Annotated in this window: 18 protein-coding genes; 5 read left to right on the plus strand and 13 right to left on the minus strand. The window is 43.1% G+C overall.

Features of this window, described 5'->3' with window-relative positions:
- Positions 1-318 precede the first annotated feature (318 nt).
- The gene (locus tag CAL7507_RS02595) at positions 319-1404 is read left to right on the plus strand and encodes a glycosyltransferase family 4 protein (protein ID WP_015126862.1); all 1086 of its coding nucleotides are present in this window, start codon (positions 319-321) and stop codon (positions 1402-1404) included.
- A gap of 216 nt (positions 1405-1620) precedes the next feature.
- On the opposite strand, the gene CAL7507_RS02600 is transcribed toward CAL7507_RS02595, so the two are convergent.
- Entirely contained in the window at positions 1621-2010 is a 390-nt protein-coding gene (locus CAL7507_RS02600; protein ID WP_015126863.1) for a DUF1499 domain-containing protein, read from the minus strand.
- A 139-nt stretch (positions 2011-2149) separates the two neighbouring features.
- On the opposite strand from CAL7507_RS02600, the gene CAL7507_RS02605 reads away from it, so the two are divergent.
- On the plus strand, positions 2150-3292 hold the full coding sequence (locus tag CAL7507_RS02605) for an alanine--glyoxylate aminotransferase family protein (RefSeq protein WP_015126864.1): 1143 nt from the start codon (positions 2150-2152) through the stop codon (positions 3290-3292).
- 84 nt (positions 3293-3376) lie between these two features.
- Here the strand turns inward: CAL7507_RS02605 and hisG are convergent, their stop codons facing one another.
- Entirely contained in the window at positions 3377-4030 is a 654-nt protein-coding gene (gene hisG, locus CAL7507_RS02610) for an ATP phosphoribosyltransferase (RefSeq protein WP_015126865.1), read from the minus strand.
- Between the two features lie 365 nt (positions 4031-4395).
- Here hisG and rppA point away from each other — a divergent pair, with 365 nt between their 5' ends.
- Together rppA and hisC are read left to right on the plus strand one after the other, a co-directional pair.
- Complete coding sequence (rppA, locus tag CAL7507_RS02615; RefSeq protein WP_042341155.1) at positions 4396-5094, plus strand: two-component system response regulator RppA; 699 nt, start codon at positions 4396-4398, stop codon at positions 5092-5094.
- A 315-nt stretch (positions 5095-5409) separates the two neighbouring features.
- The gene (hisC, locus tag CAL7507_RS02620) at positions 5410-6471 is read left to right on the plus strand and encodes a histidinol-phosphate transaminase (protein ID WP_015126867.1); all 1062 of its coding nucleotides are present in this window, start codon (positions 5410-5412) and stop codon (positions 6469-6471) included.
- Positions 6472-6541: 70 nt separating this feature from the next.
- Here hisC and CAL7507_RS02625 read toward each other — a convergent pair whose 3' ends face one another.
- The 6 genes from CAL7507_RS02625 to CAL7507_RS02650 form a co-directional block, all read right to left on the minus strand.
- Entirely contained in the window at positions 6542-7357 is an 816-nt protein-coding gene (locus CAL7507_RS02625) for a class I SAM-dependent methyltransferase (RefSeq protein WP_015126868.1), read from the minus strand.
- Between the two features lie 191 nt (positions 7358-7548).
- Positions 7549-8094 carry a hypothetical protein gene (locus CAL7507_RS02630; protein ID WP_015126869.1) on the minus strand — a complete coding sequence of 182 codons (546 nt, stop codon included), beginning with the start codon at positions 8092-8094 and terminating at the stop codon, positions 7549-7551.
- An 11-nt stretch (positions 8095-8105) separates the two neighbouring features.
- Entirely contained in the window at positions 8106-8528 is a 423-nt protein-coding gene (gene hpxZ / locus CAL7507_RS02635) for an oxalurate catabolism protein HpxZ (protein WP_015126870.1), read from the minus strand.
- 87 nt (positions 8529-8615) lie between these two features.
- On the minus strand, positions 8616-9398 hold the full coding sequence (locus tag CAL7507_RS02640) for a sulfite exporter TauE/SafE family protein (protein WP_015126871.1): 783 nt from the start codon (positions 9396-9398) through the stop codon (positions 8616-8618).
- A 58-nt stretch (positions 9399-9456) separates the two neighbouring features.
- Positions 9457-10113, minus strand: a complete 657-nt coding sequence (locus CAL7507_RS02645) for an HAD family hydrolase (RefSeq protein ID WP_015126872.1) — start codon at positions 10111-10113, stop codon at positions 9457-9459.
- Positions 10114-10227: 114 nt separating this feature from the next.
- Complete coding sequence (locus tag CAL7507_RS02650) at positions 10228-11127, minus strand: DMT family transporter (RefSeq protein ID WP_236556855.1); 900 nt, start codon at positions 11125-11127, stop codon at positions 10228-10230.
- 210 nt (positions 11128-11337) lie between these two features.
- Between CAL7507_RS02650 and CAL7507_RS02655 the strand changes: the two genes are divergently transcribed.
- Positions 11338-12135, plus strand: coding sequence for a Uma2 family endonuclease (locus CAL7507_RS02655; RefSeq protein ID WP_015126874.1), 798 nt, complete (start codon positions 11338-11340; stop codon positions 12133-12135).
- Positions 12136-12155: 20 nt separating this feature from the next.
- On the opposite strand, the gene CAL7507_RS02660 is transcribed toward CAL7507_RS02655, so the two are convergent.
- The 5 genes from CAL7507_RS02660 to CAL7507_RS02685 form a co-directional block, all read right to left on the minus strand.
- The gene (locus CAL7507_RS02660) at positions 12156-12752 is read right to left on the minus strand and encodes a glutathione S-transferase family protein (protein WP_015126875.1); all 597 of its coding nucleotides are present in this window, start codon (positions 12750-12752) and stop codon (positions 12156-12158) included.
- A gap of 84 nt (positions 12753-12836) precedes the next feature.
- Positions 12837-13754, minus strand: coding sequence for a TauD/TfdA family dioxygenase (locus tag CAL7507_RS02665; protein ID WP_015126876.1), 918 nt, complete (start codon positions 13752-13754; stop codon positions 12837-12839).
- Between the two features lie 116 nt (positions 13755-13870).
- A complete protein-coding gene (locus tag CAL7507_RS02670) occupies positions 13871-14671 on the minus strand; it encodes an SDR family oxidoreductase (protein ID WP_015126877.1) in 801 nt (266 codons plus the stop codon).
- 422 nt (positions 14672-15093) lie between these two features.
- Complete coding sequence (locus CAL7507_RS32170) at positions 15094-15258, minus strand: hypothetical protein (RefSeq protein WP_160166303.1); 165 nt, start codon at positions 15256-15258, stop codon at positions 15094-15096.
- Positions 15251-16201: a zinc-binding dehydrogenase gene (locus CAL7507_RS02685; RefSeq protein WP_015126878.1), complete on the minus strand. Its 951-nt coding sequence runs from the start codon at positions 16199-16201 to the stop codon at positions 15251-15253. The genes CAL7507_RS32170 and CAL7507_RS02685 overlap by 8 nt, the downstream gene beginning before the upstream one ends.
- Positions 16202-17001 lie beyond the last annotated feature (800 nt).

The following is a 17001-nucleotide window of genomic DNA, read 5'->3' on the forward strand; positions in this document are numbered from 1 at the left end:
AGCTAAAACCCTCTTTCCTCCTGTATTCTGGCTTCTGTCTCCTCCTTTATCCCAACGATAATTATTTACGCCCACCTACTTACAGGAATGCACATAAAGTTTAATTGATGAGCAGGAAATTTACCTCTTCAGATGAGGATAACTTCCCTATAAAGATAGACAGAAAAGATTAAAGTAAGGACATAAAATTTTAAAGCAAATATTAATACAGTTGGTATTTCAAGAGAGTTTCCCCGACAGTAGTAAATTGCTGGGCATCAGTTATTAAAGATTAAGTAGAAATCTCTAATACCAGGCTTATTTTTTAGGAGGTTGATGATGAGAATTGCTCAAGTAGCCCCACTATGGGAAAGAGTTCCACCTCCAGCTTATGGAGGTATAGAGTTAGTAGTGGGGTTGCTAACCGATGAACTTGTTCGACGCGGACATGAAGTCACCCTATTTGCATCGGGAGATTCTATTAGTCAGGCAACGCTAGTTTCAGCCCATCCACGGGCTTTAAGACTCGATCCTCATGTGAAAGAGTATAGTATTTATGAAACGCTGCAACTAGCATTGGTTTATGAACACGCAGAAAAGTTTGATATTATCCACTCCCATGTGGGATATGGGACACTTGCCTACGCAAATCTGGTGCAAACACCAACAATTCACACGTTGCATGGAATTTTCACTCCAGACAACGAAAAAATCTTTAAATACGCCAGAAATAGACCATATGTTAGTATTTCTAACGCACAACGGGAACCAAGATTAGGGCTAAATTATGTAGCAACAGTTTATAACGGCATTGATATTAGCAGTTATAAGTTTCATGCTCAACCTGATGATCCACCATACTTGGCATTTTTAGGTCGGATATCACCAGAGAAGGGAACGCATTTAGCGATCGCCATAGCCAAAGAAGCTGGTTGGCGGCTGAAAATGGCAGGGAAGGTAGATGTTGTTGATGTAGAATACTATGAGCGAGAAATTAAGCCGCATATCGATGGTGAGCAAATTGAGTATTTAGGTGAAGCAAACCATGCTCAAAAAAATGCTTTGATGGGAGGCGCAGTAGCAACCCTATTCCCCATCACTTGGCGGGAACCATTTGGGTTAGTAATGGTTGAATCTATGGCCGCAGGTACGCCCGTGATTGCTATGAGTTTGGGGTCTACTCTAGAAGTAATTGCTCACGAAAAAACGGGTTTTTTGTGTAACAACATTCAAGAGTGTGTCAATGCCATTCACAAGGTAAAAGATTTAGATCGCTATGTCTGCCACCAATATGTGAAAAATCGGTTTGGTGTTCAACAAATGACAGATGGATATGAAGCTGTTTATCAACAAATTCTGCAAGAGAAATTTGCTCAAAATGGGCATTTTCGCCAACCAGTTGTCTTAGGTAATAGTTTGAGCTAGGTGGGTGATGATTGTTTATCGGGACTACACTTATAGCAAAGTGCTAAGTCCTGAGTGCTGAGTCCTAGTGAAGAAAAAGTACTCAGCACCTTTTATAGCGATTCCCATTCAAATGAAGTACAAAAATATATCACGCTGTGTAGGGGCATGGCACTGCCATGCCCTTACCGATGTATCTCACGCTTGTTGAGAAATGCTATATTTGGTTATTTAAACTTACATAATTCGCGCTCTAATCGTTTCTATTCGTTGACGATTAACACCTAAATCGCCTTGCCCCAAACGCGAAGCGGAGCGCACTTGAATTACATTAGTGTTCCGATCTAGATAAAATTCTACATCATCGACAAATCCCAGTAAAGCACTTTTGAATTCTACATACAAATAATCAGGATTTTCGGTAATTATCTTTGTTCTGGGTAAAGATTGAATAATGCTTTTAAGAGCAGCGATCGCATCTTCTGGGGTAGATGTGTAAGTAAGTGGTGCAATTTGGTGGACTGGATCTGCACTCTGACTGGAAACGCAGTTGGGGGAATTTGGACAAGCTGCTAGTTTCCCGTCACAAACACCCAAATTATGTGGTCGTTTACCTGCAAAAACCATAATTCTTTAGTTGGTAGATTTAAGTTAACTATTTATATTATGGTTTCGCTCAGGGTGTTTGAAAATTTACTAACTCATTAAAACATGGTGATGAGATCGCTCTATGATGCGATTAGTACCATCTACCTGAGAAAAGATGATGACGCAAACTCTCTCAATTAACAATAGTCAGTTATTAAAACTTACACCTTTAGAAGTACCATCTCGTTTATTATTGGGACCGGGGCCTTCCAATGCCCATCCCGCAGTGCTGCAAGCAATGAATACCTCGCCAGTTGGACATCTAGATCCGGCTTTTCTGGCACTCATGGATGAGATTCAATCCCTGTTGCGCTATGTATGGCAAACAGAAAACCCCCTAACCATTGCAGTCAGCGGTACGGGAAGCGCCGCTATGGAAGCCACAATTGCTAATATCACAGAACCTGGTGATGTGGTTCTCATTGGTGTAGCGGGATATTTTGGCAATCGCCTCGTTGATATGGCTGGGCGCTATGGTGCTGATGTGAGAACTATTACCAAACCTTGGGGACAAGTCTTCAACCTGGATGAACTCCGTACTGCGATCGCCACTCATCGTCCCACAATTTTGGCTTTAGTTCATGCTGAAACCTCTACAGGCGCACGTCAACCTTTAGAAGGAGTTGGTGAGCTATGCCGGGAATTTGGGACTCTGTTGCTAGTGGATACAGTTACAAGTTTGGGCGGTGTCCCCATCTTCTTAGACAACTGGGGAGTAGATTTAGCTTATAGCTGTAGCCAAAAAGGTCTGGGTTGCCCACCTGGGGCTTCACCTTTCACAATTAGCCCCCGCGCCATTGAAAAACTGCAGCAGCGCCGCACGAAGGTGGCTAACTGGTATTTAGATATGACCTTGTTGGGTAAGTATTGGGGTGCAGAACGCATCTATCATCATACAGCACCCATTAACCTTTATTATGCCCTGCGGGAAGCATTGCGTTTAGTGGCAGAGGAGGGATTAGCAACCTGTTGGCAACGTCATCAAAAGAATGTTGAGTACCTCTGGCAAGGCTTGGAAGACATGGGGTTAGCTCTGCATGTTGAGAAAGAGTTCCGCCTACCAACGCTTACCACAGTCTGTATTCCTGAAGGAGTAGATGGCAAAGCGATCGCTCGACAGCTACTCAATGAACATAATATTGAGATTGGCGGTGGTCTGGGAGAACTTGCTGGTAAGGTGTGGCGCGTAGGGCTGATGGGCTTTAATAGCCGTAAAGAAAGTGTGGATGAACTCCTAGCGGCGCTGCAGCAGGTTTTATAAGAAAGGCAATAGGCAATAGGGGAAGAAATAGCCAGCCCAGTCAGGTTTTAAGCCGGACTGGGCAAAGTCAGGCGAAATTACCTATTATCTATTGCCTGCTGAAGATAAAATATGCGATCGCACATCCTCTACCAATCTATGCAAATTACCTGTATTCAGGCGATAACTCAACGGATGGGCAATTAATCGCGCCGTGCTGTGATACAAAACATCAATCTCAACCAAACCATTTTCTTGCAATGTCCGCCCAGTGGAAACTAAATCAACGATCGCTTCCGACATCCCTGTAATTGGGCCTAGTTCCACCGAACCATACAACGGCACTATTTCCACCTGTAAATCTAGATTTTGGAAATATTCACGGGCACAATTGACATACTTAGAAGCAACCCTGCCATTAGGCGGTAAATCCAGAGGTGATTTGTAAGTACTGGCAGCTTTTACCGCCACAGACATGCGACAACCGCCAAAATGTAAATCAACTAACTGGGCGACTTGCGGTTGTTTTTCCCGCAGCACATCATAACCAATAATACCCAGTTGTGCCTGACCATATTCTACATAAACAGGCACATCCTGACCCCTTACCAGCAACCCTTTCGCCTGTCCGCTAGCATCAGTAATTTGCAGTTGGCGATTCGTTGCATCTAAAAAAGCACTAAAATCTAGTCCTACAGATTGCAGCAAACGGATGCTATTTTTGAGTAGTTCCCCTTTTGGCAATGCAACAGTCAACATTCTCGTTCTTGATATCCTAGGCAGTTCATTATTGAGAATATCTCTATATGCTGACCAGAATCACAAAGCTCAAGTGGTCAGGTAAAATTTTTGGTAGTTGTGCAAAATAAATTATCTAGTTGAGAGAGGCAATAGGCAATAGGCAATAGTAATGGGATACAGCGATTTCAGTCGAGTTGAAAAATGTCTAAATAATTCTGCATAGATACTTAGCTGCTTGCTTAGAAGCAAACGTGCAAACGTTGTATACGGAAGATTTTGGCTACTCAAACATTGACGGGCTAGGAATTATTAATCCATTCAAATAGAAGGATTGGGCAAAGAAACTTGGCAAGGACTTGATGCTCAAGAGAGCGAAATGCACCATGAAAATTTTATTAGTTGATGACGAAATTGAATTAACTGATCCCTTAAGTCGCGTGTTAAACCGTGAAGGTTATAGCGTTGATGCGGCTTACGAAGGAACTAGTGGTAGTCATTTGGCACAATTAGGCAGTTATGATTTATTAATTTTAGATTGGATGCTACCAGGAAAAACCGGGTTGGAGATTTGTCAAGAAGTTCGCCGCCAAGGTAAAACTACTCCCGTGCTGTTTCTCACTGCTAAAGATACTCTAGATGACCGAGTTCAAGGTTTAGATGCTGGTGCGGATGATTATTTAATAAAACCTTTTGAACTGAGGGAGTTATTAGCAAGAGTCCGCGCCTTGTTGCGTCGTTCTGGCGTTGAATCTTACACTAATTCTACAGGACACCTGACTGTAGCTGATTTGGAACTTGATGGTGAAAACCAAATAGCCTATCGTCAAGGGCGAGTAATTGAACTCTCGCAAAAAGAAAGCCAGTTGCTGCAATACTTTATGGAACATACTGGACAACTGCTGACTCATGCCCAGATTATGCAATATCTGTGGTCTGATGAGGAACAACCGAGTAGTAATGTGATTGCAGCTTTAATTCGCTTGCTGCGACGTAAGATTGAGGTAGGTAAAGAATCCGCACTGATTCACACTGTTTATGGTAAGGGATATCGCTTTGGTTGTGCCTTTGTGGAATCAGTTTAGATATTAACCCAATTCAAATAATGTTTACGACACGCTGATGCTGCGATATCCCCCATAACCACCAGAGATGCTGTGAGCGATCGCACTCTCTTAACCCTCACCTTGAATACTTGCCGTGTCATCTTTTCATGTATGCGATCGCTCTTGAAGATGAGGCAGGGGGCAGCCCAGAGAACCAAACCACAATACACAAATTGCGTAGAATAAAAACACGGAAATTCCCACAAAGTCAACAACCTAGGCAATGCCCTACCCACTCAATAACTGATAACTGATAACTGATAACTGATAACTGATAACTGATAACTGTTCCCTATGAATAACTACTTCCGTTCTCATGTTGACGCAATGGCTAGTTATGTTCCTGGTGAACAGCCGCCACGCGGTACACAGATTATCAAACTTAACAGCAACGAAAACCCCTATCCTCCTTCACCTGTAGCCCTAGCTGTGCTGCAAAATATTGATGGTGAGAGGTTGCGGCGATATCCAGAACCATTCGGGGAAGAATTCCGACAAGCCGCGAGTCAAGTTTTAGGAGTTCCTCATGATTGGATCATTGTGGGAAATGGTAGTGACGAACTATTGAATGTGGTGATTCGCGCCTGTGCAGAACCTGGGCGAAAGGTAGTTTACCCGATGCCAACATACGTGCTATATCGCACCTTAACTGAGGCACAAGCTGCGGATATTACAGAGATTCCCTATCATGAGGATTACAGTTTTCCTCTAGAAGAACTAATTGCTGCCGATGGTTGTGTGACATTTATTGCATCTCCCAATAGTCCATCGGGGCATGTGGTATCAATCAATGACTTGCGGAAATTAGCCAGTCAGTTATCTGGGGTTTTAGTGATTGATGAAGCATACACAGACTTTGCCCAAGAAAATGCATTGGCTTTAGTTGAGGAATTCGAGAACATTATCGCCATTCGCACACTGTCTAAGGGATACTCATTAGCTGGACTGCGCTTGGGTTTTGGGGTGGCGAATCCCAAATTGTTACAGGGATTGTTTAAAGTCAAAGATAGCTATAACATTGATGCGATCGCTTGTGCAGTTGGAGCAGCTGCCATTACCGATCAAGCTTATAAAAATGCTTGTGTGGACAAGATTAAAGCATCACGAACACAGCTAGCAACAGACTTAAAAAAATTAGGTTTTCGTGTTTGGGATTCTCAAACCAACTTTTTACTAGTGCAACCACCCCAAAGAAACGCTGAATACCTCTATCAAAAACTCAAAGAACAGAAAATATTAATCCGCTACTTTAAGCAACCAGAACTAGAAGATAAATTACGCATCACTGTTGGTACTGATGAGCAAAATCACACCTTAGTGCAAGCATTGAGTAATTTATTAGAGACTGGAGACTAAGAGAGGATTACATCAGTGAACAGTTATGAGTGTTTTAAGCTGATAACTGATAACTGTTCACTGATAACTGTTAAGCCCAATTCCGAACCACAACAATCTTAAATTTGGTTTCACTAGATAAGTCGTGGTCTAGAGAACCGTAGTGTTGTAAAGCCCACTCGCGTAAATCATTAAACGCTTTGGCAAAGACATCATCAGAGAGATGCCAACTATGACGATAGACTCTGTTTTGATAGTGTTCTAGTAATTTGTTAACAGTTAATTCAGACCTCCATTCAGCAGCAATTACTGTTTCTAAACTTGCACCTTGGGCGCGTAGTTCTGTTAAAACTTCCTCTTCTGTTGCACCGTAACGAGGTAAAGGATAACTATAGCCAGCAATGATTTCTTCCCAACATTGTTGAAAAGTCAGTCTACCACTATTGCTATCTGGATTTGCTTGAGTGGAATCAATAGTGCCATGAGTATATAGATAAGGACTACCGGGTTTGAGGACACGGCGAATTTCTGCCAGGGCTTGCTTCCAAGCAGAAACTAAGTGGAATACATGCACAGTTAAACCCACATCGAAGGCGTTGTCAGCAAAAGGTAAAGCAGTAGCATCTCCTTGGATAGCAGTTAGTTGATGGGTAATACCTTCTAGCTTGCGGTGCAACTCAGCCAACATCTTTTCCGAGATATCTATACCTGTGTAGGAATAGCCTCTTTTCGCAATTGGGACAGCAATTCTACCAGTACCAACACCGATTTCAAAGAACTTAGTATCTGGTGCAGGCGAAACTATATTGAGGATAGAATCAGTCACTTGTTCAGAGACTCCTGGGGGTAATCCTCGTGTGGCATCATAAACATCAGACACACGATCAAATGAAATTGTCGAAGTCATATTTTTCTCCTTTGTTGATTAGGTTGATTGGCAAATACAAATATTATTGAAAAACTTGTAGGGTGGGCAATGCCCACTCTACATGATTAAATTCTGTGCCAGTTGTGTAAGTCCTAAAACTATCTATTTTTTACGGAAGTTAATGTCTAACTAGAATTAAATTTGTAGTCATGGCAATTTAGTTAACTGATTTAATTCGTGTTGCTAAAATTACTGCATTCTTTAATGACATCAGACTCCGTTATTGCTTCCACATCTCCAAACTGGTGAAACAGGTCTGAGGAAAACAGTGTCTTATGAGTAGTTTCAAACAATAATCCTGCGTCCCAACCGTGAGGAACTTGTGGAGTATGTTGAAACTGAAAACTATATTTACCTGTGTTTAACACTTCAGTATGTTGCAAACTCCTAGAGGGACGAATGGCAAAGTCGTCTACACTGACAAAAGCTGCGATGGGACTACAAACTGTTTGAGCATTGGGTGCAATGGTCAGCCACTCATTGAGAGAACCGCACTCATCCGCTTCAAAATGGCTAAAGCTAATCCAGCGAATTTGTGATGGGTTAATAATCTTGGCTACTGCATCACGTACCAATGGAAACATCCCCTTTAGACCAGTATGAAATAATAATGGTTCTTCATCCTGTACCAAAAATTGGATGAATTGCATGTCTATCTTTGGTTCATAAGTGGAGATGCGATAAATATCCGGAGCAATTTCAGTAATGCTAGTCATAGTTATAAAATTTATAGTGGTAATAAAGAAACATGTGCAGAAACAATCTTCCATCCATCCGAAAATCTGTACCAAGTCTGGCTTTGTCGTCCGAAAAGTTTGACACCACCGATAGTCCGACAAAACTCTAAAGTCACAGTTGCGGCATCTTTGCCAAAAGCCACAACTTTAAGATTCGAGATTTCTCGCTCAATTTTTGGGTTTGGTCGAGAGGCGCGAAAGTTGCGAATCTCTTCAATACCATAAAGGTTTTCTGCTAAACCAAAGCGCACTACTTCTGGTGCATCCCAAAATAAACTATCCATCACCTCTAAATTGTTATTAATTAAAGCTTCTTCATACTTGAGATACAAAGCAGTCACTTCAGCTACAACAGCAGGGTCATTGATTGCAATCATGGTTTTTACCTGGTCGGTATATAGCTGATTATCCACTGTTTCCTATCCTTTTACCGATTCAACAGCCGTGAAATCAGTGAACAGTTCACTGTTGATAAAGATTTGAGTTAAAACAAATTAAAGTCATCTATTACCTTGAACGAAAAAGTAAATAGTCATACTGAAAGCCACGATGATGACGAATTTCCTAATTAAATGCGGTTCAAGTTTTCGTGCATAATGGGCACTTAAATAACCACCAAGGGAACCACCCACTGCCATTAAAATCGCCTGGTGCCAAGCAATTACACCCGCAAAAATAAATGGAATAATCGCAATACCATTAACACAACTTCCTAAAAACGCTTTAAAAGCATTCATGGTGTGAATACTTTTGATGCCTAAAAAGGTAAGAGTTGCCAACATGAGAATTCCCAAACCTGCGCCAAAGAAACCACCGTAAATGGCGATCGCTAATTGCGCTAGCGCCAAATTAAATAGTGGTACAGATTCAGGTGATGTATTCTGACTTTGACGTTGTAACCACTTTTTGAAAGGTTCGCCAAAGGTAAACACCACGGTTGCTAGCAGCAAGAGATAGGGAGTCAGCTTTTTAAACATATCTGGCGAGGTGTAGAGCAAAGCTACGGAACCAATTACACCACCCACTAAACTGACACTGCATAAAACTATAAAATCTCGTCTTTCAATACCTAAATCTTGACGATACGCTCCAGCACTTGCTATGGCAGCCGTCCAGAGTGCAGTATTATTTGTAGCATTAGCAGCGATCGGCGGTACACCCGTAAAAATGAGAGTAGGAAATGTGATGAAACTCCCACCACCCGCTACAGCATTCAGTCCACCTGCAATAAAAGCGGTAGCGAACAGAAGTAAACTATGGACAAAAGTTAAATTTGGCAACATTATTCCGTAGGGGCGGGGTTTCCCCGTCCTTGTATGTATTCCATTCACACCAAGCCCGTTATAGATTATGAATGATCAATTTAGAAATCTCATCTGGAGAATTAGCAATCAAATCCGCGCCGTGAGCCTGCAATTCCTCCTTAGTTCCGTAGCCATAGGTGACACCAATTGTAGTAACATTGTGAAGCTTGGCTCCGATGATATCGTATTTGCGATCGCCTACCATCACCACACTAGAAGCTGAGAGATTTTCTGTTAACAAAATATGGTGAATCAAGTCACCTTTTATGCTTCGAGTTCCATCAATCTCGCTACCATAAACACCATCGAAAAGCAACGATAAGCCAAAATATTCAATAATTTGTGTAGCATAAATCTGTGGTTTGGAAGTTGCCACAAAAGTCTTATAACCAGCAAACCGAATAGCTTTTAATATCTCTGGAATCTGAGGATAAAGAGAATTTTCAAATAATCCAACCGTGGAAAACCGACGGCGATAAAGTAAAATTGCTTGTTCTAGCAGCGTTTCATCTGATGTCTTCAGCAACCAAGAAAAACTATCTTTAATTGGAGGGCCAATACACCAATGCAATTCATCAGCATCCGGTACTTCATAACCCAGTTCAGCCAACGCATACCGAATACAACCAGTAATCCCCGACTTAGGATCGCTTAAAGTCCCATCTAAATCAAACAGGATAGTAGAAGCAAGCATATTATTAAAAAGCTGTAACTTTGGAATAGCGAATTAAATTTGGCAAACCTCAGCGCCCCTTTGCGCTTACCTCCGCGACCCTCTGCGCTAAAAACAGCTAAATTTAAGCCATATCTACAACAGACTACGCCTACGCAAAAAACCTTCTCCACTTAACAACGCAATCCCCAACGTCACTACACAAATCCCGACACTCTGAATCACATTTAAAGTTTCGCTAATTGTTGCCCATGCTACCAGTGCCGTCAAAGCCGGACTACTAGAACCGATGATTGAAGCTTTTGTAGCACCAATCATCCGAATACCCAAATTATTTAAAGTGTGTCCAATAAAACTGACTACACCCGAAAAAATACTACCTATCCACAGAGGCGTCCAATCAAGTTGGGTACTAGCAGGCGGAAAGAACAGTAAGCTAACGCCAGATAAAAAGAGGGTGGAGGCGAAACTAATCCAAGTAAAGGGAACTGGATGGAATTTTGTCAAACATTGTTGGGCTAGGACGTTATAGAAGGCGTAAACTATCCCAGAACCAACGCTGGCGAAAATGCCGATCGCTATAACATGAGTGTTGTCACCAACAGAAGATTGAGGAATTGTCAACACACAGCCAACCATAATAATACCCATCACTAGCCAACGGAAGGGCGTAGGGTGTTGTCCAAAAAACCTCCAAGCCAGTAGCGCTGTGAACACCGGATAGGTGAAAAACAAAGTCATTGCAATTCCTGTGGGAATCAAGCCAATGGCAATGTAGAGTGAGGCAATATACACAAACATCAATACCCCACAACCAAGCGCTTGGGTTAGCACATCCAAGCGATCGCGTTTGAATAACTCTTGAAATTCTTTACCAGCCGATGGATATAGCTTGAATGCTAGAGAGGCCATGAGTGGAACCACAAGCAGCATTCGCATAAACATCAGTAAAAATGAATTCTGCAAATCCGTTTTGACGTATCCACCAAGTACAAATAAACCCAGCACGAGATGTTCTGAAAACAAAACTCGCACAGTCACGTTGTGAAAAGTCAAAACAAAGGAGGATAGAAGAACCGTCAGGATGCCCAAAATGCTAAAAAGGTTGATGTTATTGCTGAATTGCCGGACAGACTAGACGAAGTTTGAGTTTTTCAGACTCTGAGTTCGTCACTTGCAAGCACAGTCCCCCAGAGAGTTTATCATATATATATTTGCTGTAGGCTACCTCACTGGTGAACAGCCATGACAGAAACCACCTTACCCATATCCCTAAGTGAAATTCCACCCACCCAAGCAGAACTGCCCTATGACGATGGTGTCCCAATGGAAAGCGCACGGCACAAAGTCCAGATGGACTTGCTGATAGATGGCTTAATTCCTTGGTTGTCACACCGAGAAGATGGGTTTGTTGGCGGTAATATGTTTGTTTACTACAGTCTGGCGCAGTTGCGAAACCAAGACTTTAGAGGGCCAGACTTTTTTTTTGTGTTGGGTGTCCCTCAAGGTGAACGCAAAAGTTGGGTTGTTTGGGAAGAAGGAAAAGCACCCGATGTCGTGATTGAATTGCTTTCCGCAAGTACAGCTGCTGCAGACAAAAACGAGAAAAAGCTGATTTATCAAAATCAAATGCGTGTACCAGAATATTTCTGGTATGACCCTTTTAACCCAGATGATTGGGCAGGTTTTTCTCTTCAACAAAGAGTTTATCAACCTCTAGTTGCTAGCGATCGCAATCAATTAGTGAGTGAATCTCTAGGGTTAGCCTTGCAACGCTGGCAAGGAAATTATAAGGGGATTGATGCAACTTGGTTACGCTGGGCAACTCTAGAGGGAGAATTACTACCAACGCCTGAAGAACAAGAACACCAACGCGCCGAACAAGAACGCCAACGCGCCGACAGAGCAGAGTCGCAATTATTACAAACAGCACGCAACTTACTGGATACTGGGATGACAGTTGAACAGATAGCGACTGTCACAGGTTTGGATGCATCGGCGATCGCACTATTGATTTCAAATAACTATCCAGACGACAATTAAACTCTGCAAAACGCTGGTTTTTATGACTCTGGTGTTGTTGCTTGCAAGGATGGTCGCTCCGAGAATTGATCATACCATTGAGCTAGTTTCGGGTAGCTTGGTCGCCATTGCAATTCAGGGAGACGAATCTCCAATCCTAGTGCAGAGGCGAGGGTGATATGAGCCAGCTTAGGAGTTTGGTCGAGTTTATCTGCAATCTTCTCAAAGTAGTCCAAGATTCTCAAAGCACGCGATCTTTCCAATTCGATTATCCCTGGTGACTGCTCACTCTCGGAGCGAAATCTTCGCTCCCTTGTCCAAGTACTTATACCATCTATGAATGCGGTTGTGATGCCCTCAAGATGCAAAGAAAATTCGTCAGTGTAGTCAGCGACAAGTTTGACTTCAGGTTTTAAGCGATTTAGATAATGAACAATAATCGGTGTTTCACTCAAGATGAATCCATCATCAGTAGCGAGGGTTGGCACCTTCCCTGCGGGATTGTAATTGAGTATTTCGCTATGGCGATCGCGTATTGTGACTTCTTGCAGTTCCACTCGGTCAACTAAATCTAGCTCAATAATCGCCACCCGCGCTATCCGAGCATATTGGGATGTTCTTCTGGAGAAGAGTTTCATAAAAAAAGTACCGTTAAGAGCGCCCAGGTAATAGATCCCCGACAACTTTTACGAAGCCGGGGATCTGAATGAACGTGTATTAGCCTATACAAGTGCAGGTTCTCGGCGGTTGTATGCAGAAGAATCTCCCTTGACGGCTTCACTTTGTCTACCGTCAATACCCACTGGGACATCGCCGACAATAGTCACTCGCTGCACATGACGGGGTTGATCGCCGTAATCTGCGATCGCATAATGTTGAGTAGCTCTATTATCCCAGAAAGCCACATCCCCAACTTGCCAACACCAACGCACGGTATTTTCTGGACGAGTGATATATGCTTGCAATAATTTGACAATTTCGTCAGATTCATTCGGTGATAAACCACGCAGACGGCGCACGAAACCACCAATAAATAACCCACGTTCCCCAGATTCAGGATGAACGCGCACGACTGGATGCAAGGTTTCGTATACAGTCGAGGTGAAGACAGCCCGATAAGCTCTCACTTCTTCTGGTAGGTCAACTGTAGCAGCTGCATAGTCGTAAGCGTTGCTGTGTACTGCCCAGAGTTGATCTGCGAGGTCACGCAGTGGAGTTGGCAAATCTTGGTAAGCTGTGACAGAGTTTGCCCAGATTGTATCACCACCCGATGGGGGAATCACCAAAGCGCGCAACACAGAGCCGAGGGGTGGACGATCTACAAATGTGACATCAGTGTGCCAGTTGTTGGCACGGGAAACGGTGCGGCCATAATTCAAATCGAGGACTTCTGGATTTCCTTCCAGCGAGGGGACGGTGGGATGAGCTGTAGTCACTTCACCAAACCGCCGCGCAAAGGCGACTTGTCCATTAGCATCAAGCTGCTGCTGTCCCCGGAAGAAGATGACTTTGTATTTAACTAAGGTTTTGCGAATATCACTAATAATGTCATCACTGAGGTTAGTACTCAGGTCAACACCCACGATTTTCGCACCGATACGTCCAGCAAGTGGTTTAATTTCAAAGTATTGAGAACCCATTTGTTTATCTCTCCGATTTTTACTATTTATGGGGAATTGGATTTTGGATTTACGATTTTGGATTGGGTTTCAATCTAAAATCCAAAATCTAAAATCTAAAATTCTTACCCCTGCCTCTACACACCAGGAGTAGAACCGCCATCAACGATAATCTCTGTTCCTGTAATTGATGCAGCGAGGTCAGACACTAAAAATAGCGCCAACGCTGCAATTTCTTCTGGTTGGGCGATTCTTTTTAAAGGAATACTTTGGAGACTTTCTGCTTTTGCTTGCTCTACGGTAATTCCCCGTGCTTGGGCGTTTTGTCTGGCTAAAGTCTCAGCACGTTCGGTAGCTGTAGCACCGGGTGAGATGGCATTAATGCGAATATTGTACTCGGCTAATTCTTTAGAAATGCCTTTGGTGAAGTTGAGCAAGGCAGCATTTGATGTGCCACCCGCGAGGAAGTTCGGACGAGGTGTACGTCCTGCACCGCCTACTATATTCACAATCCTTCCATCACCCCGACTTTGGAGATGGGGTACAACGGCTCTGACAAAGCGAATGTAACCCAATAGTTTTAAATTCCAAGCATCCAAAAATAAATCATCAGTGGAGTCAAGGAATGAACCTGCACGGGCTGACCCGGCGTTATTGATCAAAATATCAATTTGACCAAATTGTTTCAAGGTTGTTGATACAACTTTCTCTACATCCTGTGCTTGGGTGAGGTCGGCACTAATGGCAATAACTTTTGCCCCTGGTGTAGGTAGGGACTGGATAGCGCTGACGGCATTATCTAGTCGTTCTTGATTACGAGATGCGATCGCTACATTCACACCTTCACTATATAGAGCTTTGGCGGTGGCTAACCCAATGCCCGCACTTCCGCCTGTGACGATCGCCGTTTTACCTGATAGTTTTAGTTCTAAGCTCATGGAAAATTACACTCCAATATAGGCAATAGGGAATAGGCAATGAGATTTTTATCCTTGCTTGCGAATTCCGTTTATAGAGTCTCTTTGTATCTGCGGTTAATTCTTCATTCCTTGGGACTTTTGTGAGAACTAATCAATCCGCAATAATAAAATTGCTGATTGGGAGCCTGTATTGTGGATGTTCAAAATGGTTTGACTTTCATCATTTGTACAACCCAAAAGTATTTTGATTTTTGTATCCCGCTTTTCTAAGTCAACACTACAGATAAAAGCAGTTACTGTCTTATTAGATAAACTTCCTATCCAGATATCAATCCCAGAGCCATCAGCAGAACTAGTACCGCAAGGCGGAAGTCAAAAGGCGGAAGTCAAAAGTCAAAAGTAATATGGAGTAAGCTTTTTAGCGATTGAGAATGGTCTGCTTATTTCCGCCGCACTGTACTAGTATTTTCCAAATATCCATAATCCAGTGGATAAACAAAAGTTGGATAACGCGGATGTGATGTTCCTTGGGGGCGGTCTATCTTGAGATTACTGTTAGCTACAAGCTGGTCTAGTTTGAGCCAGAAATCATTATTTTCACTCATTTGCAACTTGTAATACAGCTTTCCCAGGAAAGCGTCTATCAAGTAGTTGTTGTGCTATGTCTGCTATTTGTGTCCAAGAGGCTTCTAAATCAATGTGAGGACGCAATTGTTCGGCTGCAACTAAATCTGCTAGTCGTTTCAGACCGATCGCTGCAGATTCAACTTTCAATTCATCAAATAGACGTAAGCCGTAAAGGCTCGCAGCACCAGTACCAAAAAAGCGACCAGCATCAAATGTGACTTCTGAGCCTCCAGATACGCCAAACAACACAGTTACGCCATATGGTGCCAATAAGCTGAGGGCTGAACCAAGTATTTTACCACCTACCGATTCAACAATCAGATGATAAGGGCCATGCTTGCTGGCTTCAGACAGGTCTTCGCCAATCACTACTAATTGCGCTCCTGCTTCTCTAACCAGTTTCTCATAACTAGGTTGACGAATGTGTGCTACTACCTGGGCACCACTTAGCCGCGCTAATTGGATGGCAAAGTTACCCACGCCGCCTGATGCGCCTGTAACTAAGACTGGGCGACTTAAGAGAGAGCCACCTTTGAGTAGGGCATGGTATGCTGTTAAACCCGCTACAGGCAGTGTGGCAGCTTGGGCAAATGATACTGATTCTGGCAATTCAGCTAGGGCATTTGTGGGAACAGATACCAACTCTGCCCAAGCACCGGAGCCAAGTAAACCCACTACACGCGCCCCTTGGGGAGGCCCAGATCCGTCAACGGCGGCAGTTTCAACGATGCCTGCTAAGTCCCAACCAGGACGCCAACCAGCTTCAGCGCTAGTTGAACGTCGCACTTCTCCCCGGTTAAGAGAAATAGCTGCTACTCTCACTAGTGCTTCGTTAGGAGCGGGTGTGGGTGCTTCCACTTCACTGAGTGCCAAACGACTAGGCACACTCGGATCAACAACCACCGCACGTATTTTGCTCATAAAGGTTACCCCTGGGTATGAAACTCTGATCTCAATATTAGCGATCGCTTTCCTATCTGAAGTTCAAGACAAGATTTGACCTTGAATCTTTTTTTACTAAGTCAACAATATTTCATAAACTACGGTAACTTGATAGACTTGTAGTATATTGATTTAGAAAGAAGTTATCACAGACAAACCCCAGGAAGCAAGTACCCTATCAAAAGATTTATTTCGTCATGAACTGAAGCTAATACTGTGTTATGAGCTAATTTGTGCAAAATTAGGTGATTTTAGCCACTTGTCGAATTTTGACAGTACGTATATGGGCATTACTGATATGGGACTCATATTTGATTTCTGAAGAGATATGTAGTGGCATGGCAAGCTTAAAATAGTGCATTAGACGTAGGCTTAACGCGTAGCGTCTCGAAGAGAAGCGCAACCCAACAGATATCAGGATGTTGGGTTACGCAAAGCCTCCACCCAAACTACTAGTAGTCTGTCAGGGTTGAAATGAGGGACTGTAGCGTCTCGCTCACGCGGGCTTTTCGGCCCGCACTACCAAAAACCCCTCAAAACAAAATTGACAAACCACTAGCTCCTGTTTAATTTTTGCAGTGGGCATTGCTAACCGTATACGGATTTTGCTGGGCTAGCCATTTAAATGTGCGTATTTGTACTAAAGATTTGGCTACACAAACAAGCTCGATTAACCTTTACCAGTTAACCATAGGGGATAAGTAAGTCGGCACGAATAAACCCAACTATGTAACAGAATGTAAATTACTCAAAACCCTTGTGATTGCTACCCTGCGGGA

The sequence above is a fragment of the Calothrix sp. PCC 7507 genome (assembly GCF_000316575.1).
Lineage (GTDB): Bacteria > Cyanobacteriota > Cyanobacteriia > Cyanobacteriales > Nostocaceae > Fortiea.